This is a genomic window from Streptomyces phaeofaciens, from assembly GCF_014648915.1.
Lineage (GTDB): Bacteria > Actinomycetota > Actinomycetes > Streptomycetales > Streptomycetaceae > Streptomyces > Streptomyces phaeofaciens.
The window spans coordinates 555,876-574,912 of the sequence record NZ_BMSA01000001.1; the positions used below are offsets into that span (position 1 = coordinate 555,876).

The following is a 19,037-nucleotide window of genomic DNA, read 5'->3' on the forward strand; positions in this document are numbered from 1 at the left end:
GGGGAGGCACCAGCGTGTGCGGGTCCGAAGAAATCCTGGCCTTTTGGCGTCGTACGCTCACTCCGCTCCCGGCGGAGACCGCGCTGCCGGTCGACCGTCCCTACGCTCCGGAACCGGGCACCGGCTCGCGGGAGAGCCGTGTCCTGACCGGCCTGCCGGCAGCCTCCGACGCGGAGTCGCTGGCCGCCTTCGCCGCCCTGCTGCACCGCTACAGCTCCGCCGTCGACCTGACCGTGGGTCATGACGGGCTCCCGGTGCGGGTCTCCCTCGACCACGAACCCAACTTCCGCGAGCTGGTGCGGCGGGTGCGCGAGGCCCACGAGGACGCGGTCGCCCACCGGATGCCCGCCTCGTTCCTCGTCGACGAACTGACCCCACGGCCCACCCGGGGCGGCGGCCTCCTGCTCAACGTGGCGTTCGGCACCGAGCGGCGGCCGGCCGGTGAACTGCCCGGCCCGGTCGACCTGTTGCTGGAGACGGCCGCGGGCGAGGTACGGGCGGCCTACGACCCGGCCCTCTTCGACGGCACGACCGTGGAACGGATCCTCGGCCACTACCGGACCCTCCTGGCCGACGCGCTGGAGCGCCCCGGCACCTCCGTCGCCCAACTCGCCCTGATGGACCCCGACGAGTACCGGCAGGTCGTCCTCGACTGGAACGCCACCGAGCACACCGTCCCGGTCCGCACCTGGCCCGAGATGTTCGCCGAGCAGGTCCGCACCCGCCCCGACGCGGTCGCCCTGGTCTTCGGGGACGAGCGGCTCACCTACGCCGAACTCGACGAGCGGGCCAACCGGCTGGCCCACGCCCTGATCGCCCGGGGCGCCGGCCCCGAGCGGATCGTCGCGCTGGCGCTGCCCCGGTCCGTCGAGCTGATCGTCACCGAGGTGGCCGTCCTCAAGTCCGGTGCGGCCTATCTGCCGATCGACCACGACTACCCCGCCGACCGCGTCGCCTACATGCTCGACGACGCCGCGCCCGTCTGCCTCGTGACCGACGAGGAGACCGCCCGCGACCTCCCCGGGCGGACCGGCACCGTGACGCTGGCGCTCGATGCGCCGGGCACGGTCGCGGAGTTGGCGCGGCGCCCCGCCAACGACCCCACCGACGCGGACCGGGGCGCGCCCCTCGGGGTCCTCGGCGCGGCCTATGTGATCTACACCTCGGGCTCGACGGGCCGTCCCAAGGGCGTCGTCCTCGCCCACAGCGGTGTCGCCAAGCTGGTCGCCACCCAGACGGAGCGTTTCGGTATCGGTCCGCACAGCCGGGTGCTCCAGTTCGCCTCACCCAGCTTCGACGTCGCCTTCTGGGATCTGTGCCTCGGCCTGCTCTCCGGTGGCCGCCTCGTCGTCGTCCCCGCCGAACTCCGCGTGCCCGGCGCCCCGCTCGCCGACTACGCGCACCGGCACGGCATCACCTTCATGATCCTGCCGCCCGCCCTGCTCGCGGCGATGCCCGACGACGTCGAACTGCCGCCCACCGCCACCCTGCTGGCCGGCACCGAGCGCGTCTCCCCGGAACTGGTGGGCCGTTACGCCCGCGGCCGGATGATGTTCAACGCCTACGGCCCCACCGAGGCGACCACCAACTCCACCCTCGGCCTGGCCGATCCGGACATCCCGGCCGGCTCCATCGTCCCGATCGGCGTCCCCGACCCCGGCACCCGCGCCTACGTCCTCGACGCCCGGCTGCGGCCCGTCGCCCCGGGCGTCACGGGTGAGCTGTACCTCGGCGGCGCCGGCCTGGCCCGCGGCTACCTCGGGCGCCCCGCCCTGACCGCCGAACGGTTCGTCGCCGACCCCTACGGCGACCCCGGTGAACGCCTCTACCGCACCGGCGACCTGGTGCGCCGGCGGTCCGACGGACGGCTGGAGTTCCTCGGCCGCGCCGACGCCCAGATCAAGATCCGCGGCTTCCGCATCGAACCGGGCGAGATCGAGTCCGTGCTCCGCTCCCACCCGGCCGTCGACCAGGTCACCGTCGTCGTCCGCGAGGACCGCCCCGGCGACCGGCGGCTGGCCGCGTACCTCGTCCCCGCCCTGGACACCCCGCCCGCCGAGGATCCGGACGCAGGCGTCGAGGGATGGCGCGAGCTGCACGAACTGCTGTACCGCGCCGCAGGATCCGAGGGCGCGCCCGACCGCACGGACGGCCTCCGCGAGAACTTCGCGGGCTGGAACAGCATGTACGACGGCCGGCCCATCCCCGTCGAGGAGATGCGCGAGTGGCGCACGGCCACCCTGGACCGCATCCGGGAACTCGGCGACGTCCGCCGGGTGCTGGAGATCGGCGTCGGCAGCGGCCTGATCCTGTCCGCCGTCGCCCCCGAGTGCACGTCCTACTGGGGCACCGACCTGTCGGGCGAGGCGATCGCCGCCCTGCGTGCCCAGGTGGAGGAGTTCCCCGAACTGGCCGCCAAGGTCGAGCTGAGCGCCCGGCCCGCGCACGACACCGACGGGCTGCCCGCCGGCTTCTTCGACACGATCGTCATCAACTCCGTCGTCCAGTACTTCCCGAGCGCGGACTACCTCGCCGACGTCCTGCGCCACGCCGCCGCCCTCCTCGCCCCCGGCGGACGGATCCTCGTCGGCGACGTACGCAACCTGCGGCTGCTGCGCACCCTGCGCGCGGCCGTGGAGACCCGGCGTGCGGCGGGCGGCCACGACCCCGAGGACAAGAGCGCCCTGCGCGAGGCCGTCGAGCGGTCGGTGCGCTGGGAGGGCGAACTCCTCCTGGACCCGGACTTCTTCGCCGACCTCGACGGCTTCGACGCCGACATCCGCCTCAAGCGGGCCGCCCACCACAACGAGCTGAGCCGCTACCGCTACGACGTCGTCCTGCGCCCCGCCGCACCCGCACCCGCGGCCGCCGTGCCCGCCGAGCGGGAGGTCCCGTGGAGCGAGACGGGCGGCAGCCTCACCGGGCTCGCCGGCCTGCTCGCCGGACGGCAGGACCGGCTGCGGATCACGGGGGTGCCCAACGCCCGCCTCACCGACGACCTCGCCGCCCTGCGCGCCCTGGACGGCAGCAGCCGCGAGGCCGCCCCCGGCACCGACCCCGAGGCCCTGCACGCCGTCGCCGCCGCCCACGGCTACCGCGCCGTGACCACCTGGAACGGCGCCTCCGACGACGGCGCGTTCGACGCCCTGCTCGTCCCCGGCACCCCGGCCGCCGGGGAACCCGCTGGCCTTTACCGCACCGCCGGCGACTACGCCCACGCCAACCGGCCCGCCCCCTTCCGGGACGTCACCGCGCTGATGCGGACCCTGCGCGGGCACGCCGCCGCATGGCTGCCCGACCACATGGTCCCGTCCGCCTTCGTGCCCCTGCACGCCCTGCCCGTCACCCCCAGCGGCAAGATCGACGCCCGCGCCCTGCCCGCCCCGGACTACGCGGCGATGAGTTCCGGACGCCCCCCGCGCACCCCCCGCGAGAAGCTGCTCTGCGGTCTGTACGCCGAGGTGCTGGGCCTGGACTCGGTGACGGCCGAGGACGACTTCCTCGCCCTCGGCGGCGACAGCATCACCGCCATCCACCTGCTGGTGCGGGCCCGGGAAGCCGGCCTGCGCCTCACCACCCGCGAGGTGTTCCGGCACCGCACGGTCGAGGCCCTCGCCCGGGCCGCCCTCGCCCGCACCGACGACGACGGCCCGGCCACCGACACCCCCCTCGTCGAGGCGGACGCGGCCGAACTGGCCGAGATCCAGGGCACCGACCCGCTCACCGTCGAGGAACTGCTGCCCCTCACCCCGCTCCAGCAGGGCTTCTTCTTCCACGCCCTGACCGGCGGCACCGGCGGCGACACCTACGTGGTCCAGCAGGTCCTCGACCTCTCCGGCCCGGTCGACGGCCCGACCCTGCGCCGCGCCGCCCAGCACCTCCTGGACCGGCACGCACCCCTGCGCGCCGGGTTCCGCCGACGCTCCGACGGCACCCCCGTGCAGATCATCACCCGGGACGCCGTCCTGCCCTGGCGCGAGATCGACCTCACCGCCCAGGACGCCACGGTCCGCGAGAGCCTCGGCGCGGCCGTGGCCGAGGACGAGCGCGCCGCCGGCTTCGACCTGGCCGCCCCGCCGCTGCTGCGCTGCGCCCTCGTCCGCCTCGGCGCCGGGCGCAGCCGACTGGTCCTGACGTTCCATCACATCGTGGCCGACGGCTGGTCGCTGCCTGTCCTGCACCGCGAACTCATGGCGTACTACGGCACCGACACACCGCCGCTTCCCGACGTCACCCCGTACCGCGCCTTCCTGCGCCGGCTCGCCGAACAGGACCGCGACGCCGCCCGCGCCACCTGGCGCACCGCGCTCGCCGGCCTGGAGTCGCCCACGCGCCTGGTCGCCGCCCCGGCCGTCGAGGGCCCCGTACGGCCCGCGCACGTCCGCGTGGAGCTGCCCGAACGGACCACCGCGCTCCTCGCCGACCGTGCCCGCGAGCACGGCGTCACCCTCGGCACGGTCGTCCAGGCCGCCTGGGGACTGCTGGTGGGCGCGCTCACCGGCCGCGACGACGTGGTGTTCGGCACCACGGTCTCCGGCCGCGACGGCGAGGTGGACGGCATCGCCTCGATGGTCGGCCTGTTCATCAACACCCTGCCCACCCGCCTGCGGTGGGCACCCCGCGAGACCTTCGGCGACCTCCTGACCCGGCTCCAGGACGAGCAGGCACGCCTCCTCGACCACCAGCACCTCGGACTGGCGGAGATCCAGCGGCTCACCGGCCACGCCGGCCGGGGCGAACTCTTCGACACCCTCGTGGTGTTCGAGAACTACCCCGCCGAGGAGGGCCTGCGCGACGCCTCCGGCACCGTACGGATCACCGCCGACGCCTTCAACGACGCCGTCCACTACCCGCTGGCCCTCGTCGTCAAGCCCGGCCGCCGCCTCGACCTGCGGCTCAAGCACCACGCCGAACGCCTCGACGCCGACCGGGTGCGTACCCTCGGCGACCGGCTGGCCCGGGTCCTGGAGGCGATCGCCGAGGACCCGGCCCGGCCCGCCGCCTCGCTCGACCTGCTCACCGCCGACGAGGCGCTGCGCGCCCACCCCCGGGGCGAGGAGCGCGAGGTCCCCGGGACCACGCTCGCCGAGGCCTTCGCGGACCAGGTGCGCCGCACCCCGCACGCCACGGCCGTCGTCTTCGGCACCGAACGGCTCACCTACGCCGAACTCGACGTACGGGCCGAGGCACTGGCCGTCCGGCTCCGCGCGCGCGGAGTCCGGCCCGGCGCGTTCGTCGCGGTCGCCGTGCCCCGCTCGGCGGACCTCATGGTGGCGCTGCTCGGCGTGCTGAGGTCCGGGGCGGCCTATCTGCCGCTCGACCTGGACTACCCGGCGGACCGGGTGGCCCACATGCTCACCGACTCCGGGGCCACGACGGTGATCACCCTGGCCGGGACCGCCGGCCGGCTGCCGGAGGCCGACGGCACCCGGGTCCTCCTCCTCGACACGGGCGACGAGACGCCCGACGCGCGCGAGGAGTCGTCCGACACGGGCGAGGAGTCGTCCGACACGGGCGAGGAGACCTCCGCCCGCCCCGACGACCCCGCCTACCTCATCTACACCTCCGGCTCCACCGGCCGCCCCAAGGGTGTCGTCGTCACCCACCGCGCCATCGTCAACCGGCTCGCCTGGATGCAGGGCGCCTACGGGCTGACCGCCGAGGACCGGGTGCTCCAGAAGACCCCGGCCGGCTTCGACGTGTCGGTCTGGGAGTTCTTCTGGCCGCTCCTCGAAGGCGCCGCCGTGGTCCTCGCCCGCCCCGACGACCATCGCGACCCGGCCTACCTGGCCGCACTCGTCCACGCCGAGCACGTCACCACGATGCACTTCGTGCCGTCCATGCTGGAGGCGTTCCTCGGGTCCGACGAGGTCACCGAGGACCCCTCCTGGGCCGCCCCGCTGCGCCGTGTGCTGAGCAGCGGCGAGGCCCTGCCGGCCGGCGCCGCCGCCCGCTGGCACGCCCTGACCGGCGTCCCGCTGCACAACCTGTACGGCCCCACCGAGGCGGCCGTCGACGTCACCCACCACCCCTACGACCCCGAAGCCGCCGACGAGGGCTCCGCCGTGCCCATCGGCCGCCCGGTGTGGAACACCGGCCTGCGCGTGCTCGACTCCTGCCTGCGCCCGGTCCCCGACGACGTCCCCGGCGAGCTGTACCTGACCGGCGTGCAGCTCGCCCGCGGCTACCACGCCCGCCCCGGTCTCACCGCCGAGCGCTTCACGGCCGACCCCTACGGCCCGCCCGGCAGCCGGATGTACCGCACCGGCGACCTGGTCCGCCGCCGGGCCGACGGCGTGATCGAGTACCTCGGCCGCACCGACCGCCAGGTCAAGCTGCGCGGCAACCGCATCGAACCCGGCGAGATCGAGGCGGCGCTGACCGCTCTGCCCGATGTCGCGCAGTCCGCCGTGACCGTCCGGGACGACGCGCTCGTCGCGTACGTCGTACCGGCGGGGCGGCCCGTCGGGGCCACCGCCCTGCGCGACGCCCTCGCCGGCGTGCTGCCCGCCGCCCTGGTGCCCGGCGCCTGGGTGGTCCTCGACGCGCTGCCGCTCACTCCCAGCGGCAAGCTGGACCGGGCCGCGCTGCCGGCCCCGCAGGCCGTCCGCGCCGAGGCCCGCGCCCCCGGGAACCCGCGCGAACAGCTGCTCACGGAGATCTTCGCCGCCGTGCTGAAGCTCCCCGACGTCGGCGTGGACGACGACTTCTTCCTGCTCGGCGGCGACAGCATCACCTCCATCGCCGTCTCCAGCCGCGCCCGCCGCGCGAGCCTGGCCCTCGACCCGCGTGACGTCTTCGAACACCGCACCCCGGCGGCCCTCGCCGCCGCCGCGACCGCCGCCGCGACCGCCGCCGCGACCGCCGCCGCGACCGTGGACGGGGCCGAGGCCGCGGAGGCCGTGGAGGCCGTGGAGGCTGCCCCCGCCTTCACCCTCACCGAGGAGGAACGCGCCCACGTCGAGCGCCTGGCCCCCGGCCGCATCGAGGACGTGTGGCCGCTCGCCCCCCTCCAGGAGGGCCTGTTCTTCCACTCCACCTACGACGACGGCATCCTCGACGTCTACACCGTCCACGAGTCCTTCGACGTCGCCGAACGCGTCGACACCGCACGACTGACCGCCGCCACCCGCACCCTGCTCGCCCGCAACCCCAGCCTGCGCGCCGGATTCACCAGCGAAGGACTGCGCCAGCCGGTGCAGTTCATCGTGCGCGACGCGGAGATCCCGCTGACCGAGGTCGACCTGTCCGCCCTCGATCCGGCCGCACAGGACACGCGGCTGCGGGAGCTGATGGACGAGGAGCGCTCCCGCCGCTTCGATCTGACCAGCCCGCTGCTCTTCCGCATGCTCCTCGTCCGGCTCGGCGACGGGCGGGGCGACCGACTGGTGATCGGCCGTCATCTGATCCTGTGGGACGGCTGGTCCGCCTGGCTGTTCCTCGACGAGCTGTTCGCCCTGTACGAGAACGGGGGCGACCCGGCGGACCTCGCCGAGCCCGGCTCCTACCGCGACTACCTGACCTGGCTGGAGCACCAGGACGACACGGAGGCCACCCGCGCCTGGCGCACCGCCCTGTCCGGCTTCGAGGAGCCCACCCTGCTGGCGCCTGGCGTCTCCGACCGGGGCCGCGAACCGGTGATCCCCGAGCAGCTGGACGCCGTCCTCGACCCGGAGGTGGGCGAGCGGCTGCGCGACACCGCCCGCCGCCACGGACTCACCCTGAACACGGTGCTCAACGCGGCCTGGGGCCTGGCGCTGGCCGCCGTGACGGGCCGGACCGACATCGCCTTCGGCACCACCGTCGCCGGCCGCCCGAGCGAGGTCCCGGACGTCGAGAACGTCATCGGCATGTTCCTCAACACCGTGCCCGCCCGGATCGCCTTCGACCCGCGCGAACCGGTCCTCGGCCTGCTCCGCCGCATCCAGGGCGAGCGGCTCGCCCTGATGCCGTACGAATACCTGGGCCTGGGCGTCCTCCAGGCCGAGACCGGACACCGCCGGCTGTTCGACACCCTGTTCGTGCTGCGCAACGCCGACACCGACGAGCGGCTCGCCGAGCTGCGCGACCGCCACGGCGCGACGGCCGTCGCCAACGTGGACGCCACCCACTACCCGGCCAACCTGGTCGTCACCCCCGGCGAGCGCGTCCGCGTCACCCTCGCCTACCGGCCCGACGTCCTCGACGACACGTACGCGCGCGGGCTGCTGGACCGGTTCGTCCTGCTGGTCGCACGGCTGGTCGCCGACCCGTCCGCCCCGGTCGGCTCGCTGGACGGACTGCTCCCCGCCGAGGCCGCCCTGCTGGCCCGCGAGGAGGCCGAGCAGCGCCATCCGGTGCCGCACGAGACGATCGCCGACCTGCTGGCCGCCCAGGCCGCCCGCACCCCCGACGACACGGCCCTCGTCTTCGGCACCGCCACCCTCACCTACGCCGAACTCGACGCGCGCTGCAATCGCATGGCCCGGCTGCTGATCGCCCACGGCGCCGGACCCGAGCGGGTCGTCGCCCTCGGCCTGCCCCGCTCCCTCGACACCGTGGTCGCCCTGTTCGCCGTCCTGCGCACCGGCGCCGCCTACCTGCCGCTGGAACTCGACCACCCGGCCGAACGCCTCTCCCTGATGCTCGCCGACGCCCGCCCGCTGCTCCTGCTCTCCCGCCGTGCCGTGTCGGACACCCTCACCGGGGACCTCCCGCGGGTGCTGCTCGACGACCCGGACACCGCCGCCGAACTGGCCGCGCTGTCCGGCGAGGCCGTCACGGTGTCCTTCAGCCTGGACCACCCGGCCTACGTCATCTACACCTCCGGCTCCACCGGCCGCCCCAAGGGCGTCGTCACGCCGTACACCGGTCTGACGAACATGCAGCTCAACCACCAGAAGGAGATCTTCGCGCCCGCCATCGCCGCGGCCGGCGGACGGCGGCTGCGCATCGCGCACACCGTGTCCTTCGCCTTCGACATGTCCTGGGAGGAGCTGCTCTGGCTCGTCGAGGGACACGAAGTGCACATCTGCGACGAGGAGCTGAGGCGGGACGCCATCGCCCTGGTGGCGTACTGCGAGGAACACCGCGTCGACGTGGTGAACGTGACCCCGACCTACGCCCATCTCCTGCTGGAGGAAGGCCTGCTGGAGGGCCACCGGCCGCCGCTGGTGCTGCTCGGCGGCGAGGCCGTCACCGAGACGGTGTGGAACACCCTGCGGGACACCGAGGGCACCTACGGCTACAACCTGTACGGGCCCACCGAGTACACCATCAACACCCTCGGCGGCGGCACCCACGACAGCGCCACCCCGACCGTCGGCAAGCCCATCCGCGCCACCCGCGCCCGCATCCTCGACACCTGGCTGCGGCCCGTGCCGGACGGCGTGGCGGGCGAGCTGTACATCGCCGGCGTGGGCCTGGCCCGCGGCTACCTCGACCGGCCCGGCCTGACCGCCGAACGCTTCGTCGCCGACCCCCACGGCCTGCCCGGCGAGCGCATGTACCGCACCGGCGACCTGGTACGCCGCCGCCCCGACGGCAACCTCGACTTCCTCGGCCGCACCGACGACCAGGTCAAGATCCGCGGCCACCGGGTCGAACTGGGCGAGATCGAGACCGCCCTCGCCCAGCACCCCGAGGTCTCCCGGGCCGCCGTCCTCGCCCGCGACGACACCCACGCCCCCGGCACCCAGCGGCTGGTGGCCTACGTCGTCCCGGCCGAACCCGACGCCGAGGCACGGGAGTCGGCCGAGCGGGAGCAGATCGGCGAATGGCGGGAGATCTACTCCGCCGAGTACACCGAGATCGGCACCGCCCTGTTCACCGAGGACTTCGCCGGCTGGGACAGCTCCTACGACGGCACCCCCATCCCCGTCGAGCACATGCGCGAGTGGCGTGAGGCCACCGTGGCCCGCATCCGCGAACTGCGGCCCCGGCGCGTCCTGGAGATCGGCGTCGGCTCCGGCCTGCTGCTCTCCCGGCTCGCCCCGGACGCCGAGGCCTACTGGGCGACCGACTTCGCCGCCCCCGTCATCCGCAAGCTCGGTGAGGGCGTCCGGACCGACCCCGCCCTGGCCGCCAAGGTCGAACTCCGCTGCCAGGCGGCCGAGGTGACGGACGGTCTGCCCACCGGATACTTCGACACGATCGTCATCAACTCCGTCCTCCAGTACTTCCCGAGCCTGGACCACCTGCACCAGGTGATCCGCGGCGCCCTCGGACTGCTCGCGCCCGGCGGCGCCCTGTTCCTCGGCGATGTGCGCGACCTGCGCCAGGCGCGGGTGTTCCAGGCCGGCATCCAGGCCGCCCGCGCCGACACCGACACGGAACCCGAGGCGCTGCGCCGGGCCGTGGAGCGGGGCCTCGTCCTGGAGAAGGAACTCCTCGTCGACCCGGACTGGTTCACCACCCTCGGCGTCGGCGTCGACCTGCGCACCAAGGCGGGCCGCCACCACAACGAGCTGTCCCGCTACCGCTACGACGTCGTGCTGTACGAGGGCGACGCGCTCGCCCTGGACGGCGCCCCGGCCGTCGACTGGACCGGGCCGGACGCGCTCCGGGCCCGGCTCGACGGCACCGGACCGCTCCGGGTGCGCCGCGTCCCGGACGCCCGCACGGCCGGCGACCTCGCCACCCTGCGCGCCCTGGACACCGGCCGCCCCACCGCCCTCGACGCCACGGGCGTGGAACCGGAGGACCTGCGGGAGACCGCCCGCGCGGCCGGCTACCGGCTGCTGACCACCTGGTCCGACGAACCCGGCCGCTACGACGCCGTGTTCGTCCCCGGCACCGGCACCCCTCGCACGGCCGGCCTGTACCGGGCGCGCGCCGACCGCGAGGACACGCCGTACGCCAACACCCCGGCGGCCGGCCGCGGCCACACCGCGCTCGTCCGGCGGCTTCGGGACGACCTCGGGCAGCGGCTGCCCGGCTACATGGTGCCCGCCGCCTTCGTGGTGCTGCCCGGCCTGCCGATGAACGACAACGGCAAGCTCGACGGGCGCGCCCTGCCGGACCCCGAGCCGGCGGTCGCGCTGTCGGCCGGGCGCGGCCCGCGCACCCCCGTCGAGGAGGTGCTGTGCCGCCTGTTCGCCGAGGTGCTGGGGCTGCCCCGGACCGGCGCGGAGGACAACTTCTTCGACCTGGGCGGCCACTCCCTGCTGGCGACCCGGCTGATCAGCCGGGCCCGTACCGAACTCGGCGCCGAACTCGCCATCCGTGACCTGTTCGAGGCGCCCACCCCGGAGACGCTGGCCCTGCGGGCGGACACCGGGCGGCGCCCCGCCCGTCCCGCGCCGACGCCGGTGACCGCCCGTCCGGCGCGCATCCCCCTGTCGGCCGCCCAGCGGCGGCTGTGGCTGGTCGAGCGGATCACCGGGGGCGGGGTCGCGTACAACTTCCCGCTGGTGTTCCGCCTCCGCGGCCCGCTGGACCTGCTCGCGCTGCGCACGGCGCTCGGCGATGTCACCGCACGCCACGAAGCCCTGCGCACACGGTTCCCGGAGCTGGACGGAGTGCCGTACCAGCAGATCCTGCCGCCGGACGAGGCCGAGCCGGAGTTCTCCGTCGACGACGTCGCCGAGGACGAGCTGGCCGCGCGGATCGCGGCCGCGCAGCGCCGCCCGTTCGACCTCGCCACCGGCCTGCCGGTCCGCGCCGAGGTGCTGAGGGTGGCCCCGCAGGACCACGTGGTGGCGGTGGTGCTGCACCACATCACCACCGACGAGTGGTCGGACCGGCCCTTCCTCGCCGACCTCACCACCGCCTACGAGGCCCGCCGGGCCGGCCGCGCCCCGCGGTGGGAGCCCCTGCCGGTCCAGTACGCCGACTACACCCTCTGGCAGGGCACGCTGCTCGAGCAGGTCGGTGACGAGCAGCTGGCCCACTGGAAGCGGGCCCTGCGGGACCTTCCCGAGGAACTGACCCTGCCGCTCGACCGGAGCCGGCCCGACCTGCCCGGCGGGCGTGGCGGGAAGGTCGGCGTGGAGCTCGCGGCCGGCACCGCGCGGGCCCTGCGCGAGCTGTCCGGCGCCACCGGAACCAGCATGTTCATGCTGTTCCAGGCCGCCACCGCGGCCCTGCTGCACCGGCTCGGCGCCGGGGACGACATCCCGCTGGGAGCGCCCATCGCGGGCCGCACCGACGACCGGCTGAACGACCTGGTCGGCTTCTTCGTCAACACCCTCGTCCTGCGCACCGACCTGTCGGGCGACGGACTGACGTTCCGCCGGCTCCTGGCCCGGGTCCGGGAAACGTCCCTGGAGGCCTTCGAGCACCAGGACCTGCCCTTCGACCAGGTCGTCGAGGCGCTCAACCCGCCCCGCAAGGCCGGCCGCAATCCGCTGTTCCAGGTCATGCTCGGCTACCACCTGCGCCCCGGCGGCGACCCGGACGTGCTCGGCATGCCGACCGAGTGGTTCGACATGGACACCGGCATGGCCAAGTTCGACCTGCACTTCACGTTCGTCGACGAAGCGGAGGGCAACCGGCTGCTCCTGCTCCTGGAGTACGCCCGCGACCTGTGCGACGCCCCGACGGCCGAGCGGCTCGCCGCCCGGCTGGTCCGGCTGCTGGAGCAGGTCGCGGCGGAACCCGACCGCCCCGTACGGGAGCTGGAGGTGCTCACGCACGACGAGCGGGAGGCCGTCCGCACCCGGTGGAACGACACGGCGCACGACGTGCCGGCGACCACCCTGCCGGAACTGTTCCGTGCCCAGGCGGCGCGTACCCCGGACGCCACGGCGCTGGTCTTCGCGGAACGGCGGCTGACCTACGCGGAGCTGGACGCCCGGGTCGAGCGGACGGCCCGGGTCCTGGCGGGCATGGGGGTGGGCCCGGAGCGCACGGTGGCGGTGGCCCTGCCGCGCTCGGTGGACCTCGTGGTGGCGCTGCTGGCCGTGCACCGCGCGGGCGGCGCCTACCTGCCGCTGGACCCCGACCAGCCGGCGGAGCGGCGTGCCCTCATGCTGGAGGAGGCCCGCCCGGTGTGCGTGATCGAGGGGGCCCTGCCCGAGGGCCCGGCCGGCGAACCGCCCGCCTTCCACGAGCCGTCCGGCCCCGCCTACGTCATCTACACGTCCGGCTCGACGGGCCGCCCCAAGGGCGTGGTCGTCCCGCACGAAGGCATCGTCAACCGCCTGCTGTGGATGCAGGACACGTACCGTCTGACCGCCGAGGACCGGGTGCTGCAGAAGACACCGGCCGGCTTCGACGTGTCGGTGTGGGAGTTCTTCTGGCCGCTGATCACCGGCGCCGCCCTGGTCGTCGCCCGGCCGGACGGCCACCGGGAACCGGCCTATCTCGCCCGGCTGATCCAGGAGCAGGGCGTGACCACGGCGCACTTCGTGCCGTCCATGCTCCAGGTGTTCCTGGAGGAGCCCGCCGCGGCGGCGTGCACCGGCCTGCGCCGGGTGCTGTGCAGCGGCGAGGCCCTGCCCGGCGCGGTGGCCGAGCGCTTCCACCGGGTCCTGCCGGCCGCGCTGCACAACCTGTACGGGCCGACCGAGGCGTCCGTCGACGTCACCGCGACCGAGGTGCCGCCGGGCACCGAACGCGTGGCGATCGGACGCCCCGTGTGGAACACGCGCGCCCATGTCCTGGACGCCGGGCTGCGGCCCGTCCCTCCGGGCGTCGCGGGCGAGCTGTACCTGGCGGGCGTCCAGCTGGCCCGCGGCTACCTCGCCCGTCCGGCGCTCACCGCGGAGCGCTTCGTGGCCGATCCGTACGGACCGCCCGGCGCCCGTATGTACCGCACCGGCGACCTGGCCCGCCGGCTGCCCGACGGCTCGCTCGACTTCCTGGGCCGCACCGACCACCAGGTGAAGATCCGCGGTGTGCGCGTCGAGCCCGGCGAGATCGAGGCGGTCCTCGTACGGCACACCTCCGTCGCCCACACCGTCGTCGTCCCGCACGGCCAACGGCTCGTGGCGTACGTCGTCCCGGCCGCCGGTGAGGTCACGGACCCGGCGGAGCTGGGCCGGCACGCCGCCGCCGCGCTGCCCGGACACATGGTCCCCGCCGCCTTCGTCACGCTGGACGCGCTGCCCCTCACGCCGAACGGGAAGCTCGACCGCAGGGCCCTGCCCGCCCCCGACCTCACGTCCGGCGGGGGCCTCGGCGGCCGGGGCCGCGACCCCCGCGAGGAGATCCTGTGCGGGCTGTTCGCGGATGTCCTCGGCGTCGACCGGGCCGGCGTCGACGACGACTTCTTCGACCTGGGCGGCCACTCGCTGCTCGCCATGCGGCTGACCGCTCGGATCCGCGCCGCGCTCGGCGCCGAGGTGTCGCTGCGCACGGTCTTCGACGCCCCGACCCCGGCCCGGCTCGCCCGACACCTCACGGACGCGGCCGCGGCGGCCCGCCCGCCGCTCACCGCTCGGGAGCGCACCGGCCCGCTGCCGCTGTCCTCCGCCCAGCAGCGCCTGTGGGTGCTGTACCAGGTGGAGGGCCCCAGCGCGACGTACAACATCCCCTCGGCCTGGCGGCTGACCGGGGAGCTGGACGTCGACGCGCTGCGGGCCGCGGTGCACGACGTCGTCGTCCGGCACGAGACGCTGCGCACGGTCTTCCCCGACGACGAGGGCCGGGCCCACCAGCTCGTGCTGACGCCCGACGAGGCCCGCATCCCGTTCGAGGTGACCGACACCGACGACGACCTGCTGCCCGAACTGCTCGCCGAGGCCGGCGCGTACGGCTTCGAGTTGGACCGCGAACCCCCGCTGCGCGTCCAGGTGTTCCGCACCGGCGACGAGGACTGGACCCTCCTGCTGCTCCTGCACCACATCGCCGGCGACGAGTGGTCGGAGGGTCCCCTCAACCGGGACCTGGCCCTCGCGTACGCGGCCCGCACGGCCGGGCGCACGCCCGACTGGCTGCCGCTTCCCGCGAGTTACGCCGACTACACACTGTGGCAGCGGGACGTCCTCGGCGACGAACGGGATCCGCAGAGCCTGTCGGCCCGTCAGATCGCCTACTGGAAGCGGACACTGGCCGGCCTGCCCGAGGAACTGGCCCTGCCCGTCGACCGGCCCCGCCCCCTGGAGTCGAGCTACCGGGGCGGCTCCGCCGACCTGTCCCTCGACGCCGAACTGGCCGCCGGGCTGCACGCGTTGGCCCGGGACAACGGCGTCAGCGTGTTCATGGTCCTCCAGGCCGCCGTCGCCACCCTGCTCACCCGGCTCGGCGCCGGCACCGACATCCCGCTCGGCAGCCCGATCTCCGGCCGCACCGACGCGGCCCTCGACGAGCTCGTCGGGTTCTTCCTCAACACCCTGGTCCTGCGCACCGACACCTCCGGCGATCCGACGTTCCGTCAGCTCCTCGCCCGCGTCCGGGAATCCGACCTCGCCGCCTTCGACCACCAGGACGTGCCGTTCGAGCGGCTGGTGGACGCCCTCAACCCGGCCCGCTCCCTCGCCCGGCACCCGCTGTTCCAGGTGATGGTCGTCCACCTCGCGTCCGGCGGCGACGAGACCACCCTCCCCGGGCTGCGCGCCCACCGGGACGACGTGGCGCAGACCACCGCCAAGTTCGACCTCTCCTTCGACTTCGTGGAACGCGGCGACGGCACCGGCGTGGACGGCGTCCTCGAATACAGCGCCGACCTGTTCGACCCCGCCACCGCCCGGTCCTTCGCCGACCGCCTCCGGCGCGTCCTGCGGGCCGTCACCGCCGACCCGGACCTGGCGCTCGGCCGGATCGACATCCTCGGCCCGGACGAACGGGCCCGCCTCCTCGACGGCTGGCACAGCCGGCCCCTCACCGCGGGACCGACCACCGTGCCCGCCCTCTTCGAGGAACAGGCCCGCCGCCACGGCGACCTGCCCGCGGCGGCCTCCGACGGCGTCGAGCTGACCTTCGCCCGGCTCGACGCGGACGCCAACCGGCTGGCCCGCCTGCTCGTCGAGCGCGGCGCGGGACCGGAGCGGTTCGTGGCCCTCGCCCTGCCGCGCACCGCCCACTTCCTCACCGCCGTCCTCGCGGTCCACAAGGCCGGCGCCGCCTATCTTCCGCTGGACCCCGACGCCCCCGTGGAACGCACCGCCGACATCCTCGCCGACGCCCGGCCGGTCCTCACCCTCACCACCGGCGACCTCGCCGCCACCCTGCCGCCCGGCACCGCGCCGCTCCGGCTGGACGACCCCGCGACCCGCGAGCGGATCGCGGCCCAGGACCCGGCCGGCCTCACCGACGCCGACCGCATCGCACCCTTGACGCCCCACCACCCGGCCTACGTCATCTACACCTCCGGCTCCACCGGCCGCCCCAAGGGCGTCGTGATCACCCACGAGAGTCTCGGCAACCTCTTCCACAGCCACCGCGAGACCCTCCACGCCCCGGCCGTCGAAGCCGCCGGACGCCGCCATCTGCGGGTCGGGCACGCCTGGTCGTTCTTCTTCGACGCCTCCTGGCAGCCCCAGTTGTGGCTGCTGGACGGGCACTGCGTGCACATCCTGTCCGAGGAGGTGCGGCGCGACCCCGACCTGGTCACCGAGGCCGTGCGGCGCCACGGCCTCGACTTCCTGGAGGTCACCCCGTCGTTCTTCGCGCAGATGGCCGACAGCGGCCTGCTGCGGGGCGACGACTGCCCCCTCGCGGTCGTCGGCGTGGGCGGCGAGGCCGTCCCGGTCGCCCTGTGGCAGCGCCTCGCCGCGCTGCGCGGCACTGAGGCGTTCAACCTGTACGGGCCGACCGAGTCGACCGTCGACGCCCTCGTGGCCCGTGTCCGCGACAGCGCGCGCCCGCTGGTGGGACGCCCGGTGACCGGCACCCGCGCGTACGTACTGGACGACCTGCTCCAGCCGCTGCCGCCGGGCGTCCCCGGCGAGCTGTACCTGGCGGGCGGCGGTCTCGCCCGCGGCTACCTCGGCAGCCCCGCGCTGACGGCCGAGCGGTTCGTCGCCGACCCGTTCGGCCCGCCCGGCGCACGCCTGTACCGCACCGGCGACCTGGCCCGCTGGACCGCAGACGGGCGCCTCGACTACCTCGGCCGCGCCGACGACCAGGTCAAGATCCGTGGCTTCCGCATCGAACCCGCCGAGATCGAGGCCGCCCTCACCACCCATCCCGACGTCACCCAGGCACTGGTGACCGTCCGTCAGGACGGCCCGCGCAAGCAGCTCGTGGCCTACGTCGTCCCCGCCCCGGAGGCCGCGGCGGACCCCGCCCGCCTGCGCGGCCATGTCGCCGCACGGCTGCCCGACCACATGGTCCCGGCGGCCGTGGTGACGCTGGAACGGTTCCCGCAGCTGGCGAACGGCAAGCTGGACCGGGCCGCGCTGCCCGCACCCGACTTCACCGCCCTGTCCTCCGGGCGCGCCCCCGCCACCCCCGTGGAACACCTCCTCTGCGCGGTCTTCGCGGAGGTGCTGGGCCTCGAACGCGTGGGCGTGGACGACGACTTCTTCGCCCTCGGCGGCGACAGCATCGTCGCCATGCAGCTCGTCGGCCGGGCCCGCGCGGCGGGTCTGCGCATCAGCCCCCGGCTCGTGTTCCGCCACCGTACGGTCGCCGCGCTGGGCACGGTCGCCGAGACGGCCGACGCCTCCGTGCCGCGCCGCGAGGACGACGGCACCGGCACCGTGCCGCTCACCCCGGTGATGCACTGGCTGCGCGAACTCGGCGGCCCGTTCGCCGGCTACCACCAGGCGGCGCTCGTGCGCACCCCCGCCGACCTGGACCTGCCCGGCCTGACCGCCGTGCTCCAGGCCCTCGCCGACCGCCACGACCTGCTCCGCGCCACCCTCGTACGGCCCTCCCGCGAGGACACCGAGGACTGGTCGCTGCACGTACCGCCCACCGGCACGGCCGACGCCGCGGACCTGCTCGACCGGGTCGACGTCAGCGGCCTGGACGCACGGGAACTCGGCGAGACCGTACGGCGGCACGCGCACGCGGCGCGGGCCCTGCTCGACCCGGACACGGGCGCCATGGTCAGGGCCGTCTGGTTCGACGCGGGCGACGCGCCGGGCCGGCTGCTGCTGATGGCCCACCACCTCGTCGTCGACGGCGTGTCCTGGCGGGTGCTGCTGCCGGACCTCGCGGCGGCCTGGCAGCAGGTGCGCGCCGGGCGTCCGGCGGAGCTCGCCCCCGTGGAGACCTCCTTCGCCCGCTGGTCCCGCCTGCTCACCACCCTCGCCCGGACTCCGGAGCGGGAGGCGGAACTCCCCGTGTGGACGGACATCCTGGACGGCGGCACCGAACCGCTCCCGCTGCTGCGCGCGCCCGACCCGGACCGCGACACCACCGCGACCCGGCGCGAGGTCGTCCTGCGGCTGCCCGCCGACCGCACGGGACCGCTGCTGTCCACCGTGCCCGCCGCGTTCGGCGCGGCCGTCAACGACGTCCTCCTCGCCGGTCTCGCCCTGGCCTTCGCGGACTGGCGCCGCCGCTCCGGCGGCTCGGACCGCTCGATCCTGGTCGATCTCGAAGGCCACGGCCGCGAGGAGGAACTCGCCGGGGACGACGTCGACCTGTCCCGCACGGTCGGCTGGTTCACCAGCGTGTTCCCCGTCCGGCTCGACGCCGGTCCGGTCGACCCGGCCGAGGCGTTCGCCGGCGGCGCGGCCGCCGAGGACGCCGTGCGCAGGGTCCGCGAGCACCTGGCGTCACTCCCCGCGAACGGCGTCGGCTACGGCCTGCTGCGCCACCTCAACCCCCGCACCCGCGAGGCCCTCGCGGGCCGGGAGCAGGCCCGCGTGGAGTTCAACTACCTGGGCCGGTTCGGGATCCCGGAGGAGACCGACTGGTCGTACGCGCCCGAGGAGGACGCGGCCGACATCGGCCCGGAGGCGGCGATGCGCGAGGGCCACGCCCTGAGCGTCAACGTCGTGACCGAGGACCGGGCGGACGGCCCGGTACTGGCCGCCCACTGGTCCTATCCGGAGGGACTGCTGGCACGCGAGACCGTCGAGGACCTCGCGGGCACGTGGTTCCGGGCACTGGAGGGCCTGGTCGCCCGTGCGCGGGACGAGCGGGAGGGGTGAGGCGGCACAGGCGGCGCGGAGGCCGCCAGGTCGGAAGCCGCTCGGTGAGCAGACCGTTCGGTGAGGACA

1 protein-coding gene is annotated in these 19,037 nt (G+C 75.0%); it reads left to right on the forward strand.

Annotation, left to right across the window (positions count from 1 at the left end; genetic code table 11):
* Positions 1 to 14: 14 nt before the first annotated feature.
* Complete coding sequence (locus tag IE275_RS02345) at positions 15 to 18,968, forward strand: non-ribosomal peptide synthetase (protein WP_189706885.1); 18,954 nt, start codon at positions 15 to 17, stop codon at positions 18,966 to 18,968.
* Positions 18,969 to 19,037: the final 69 nt, after the last annotated feature.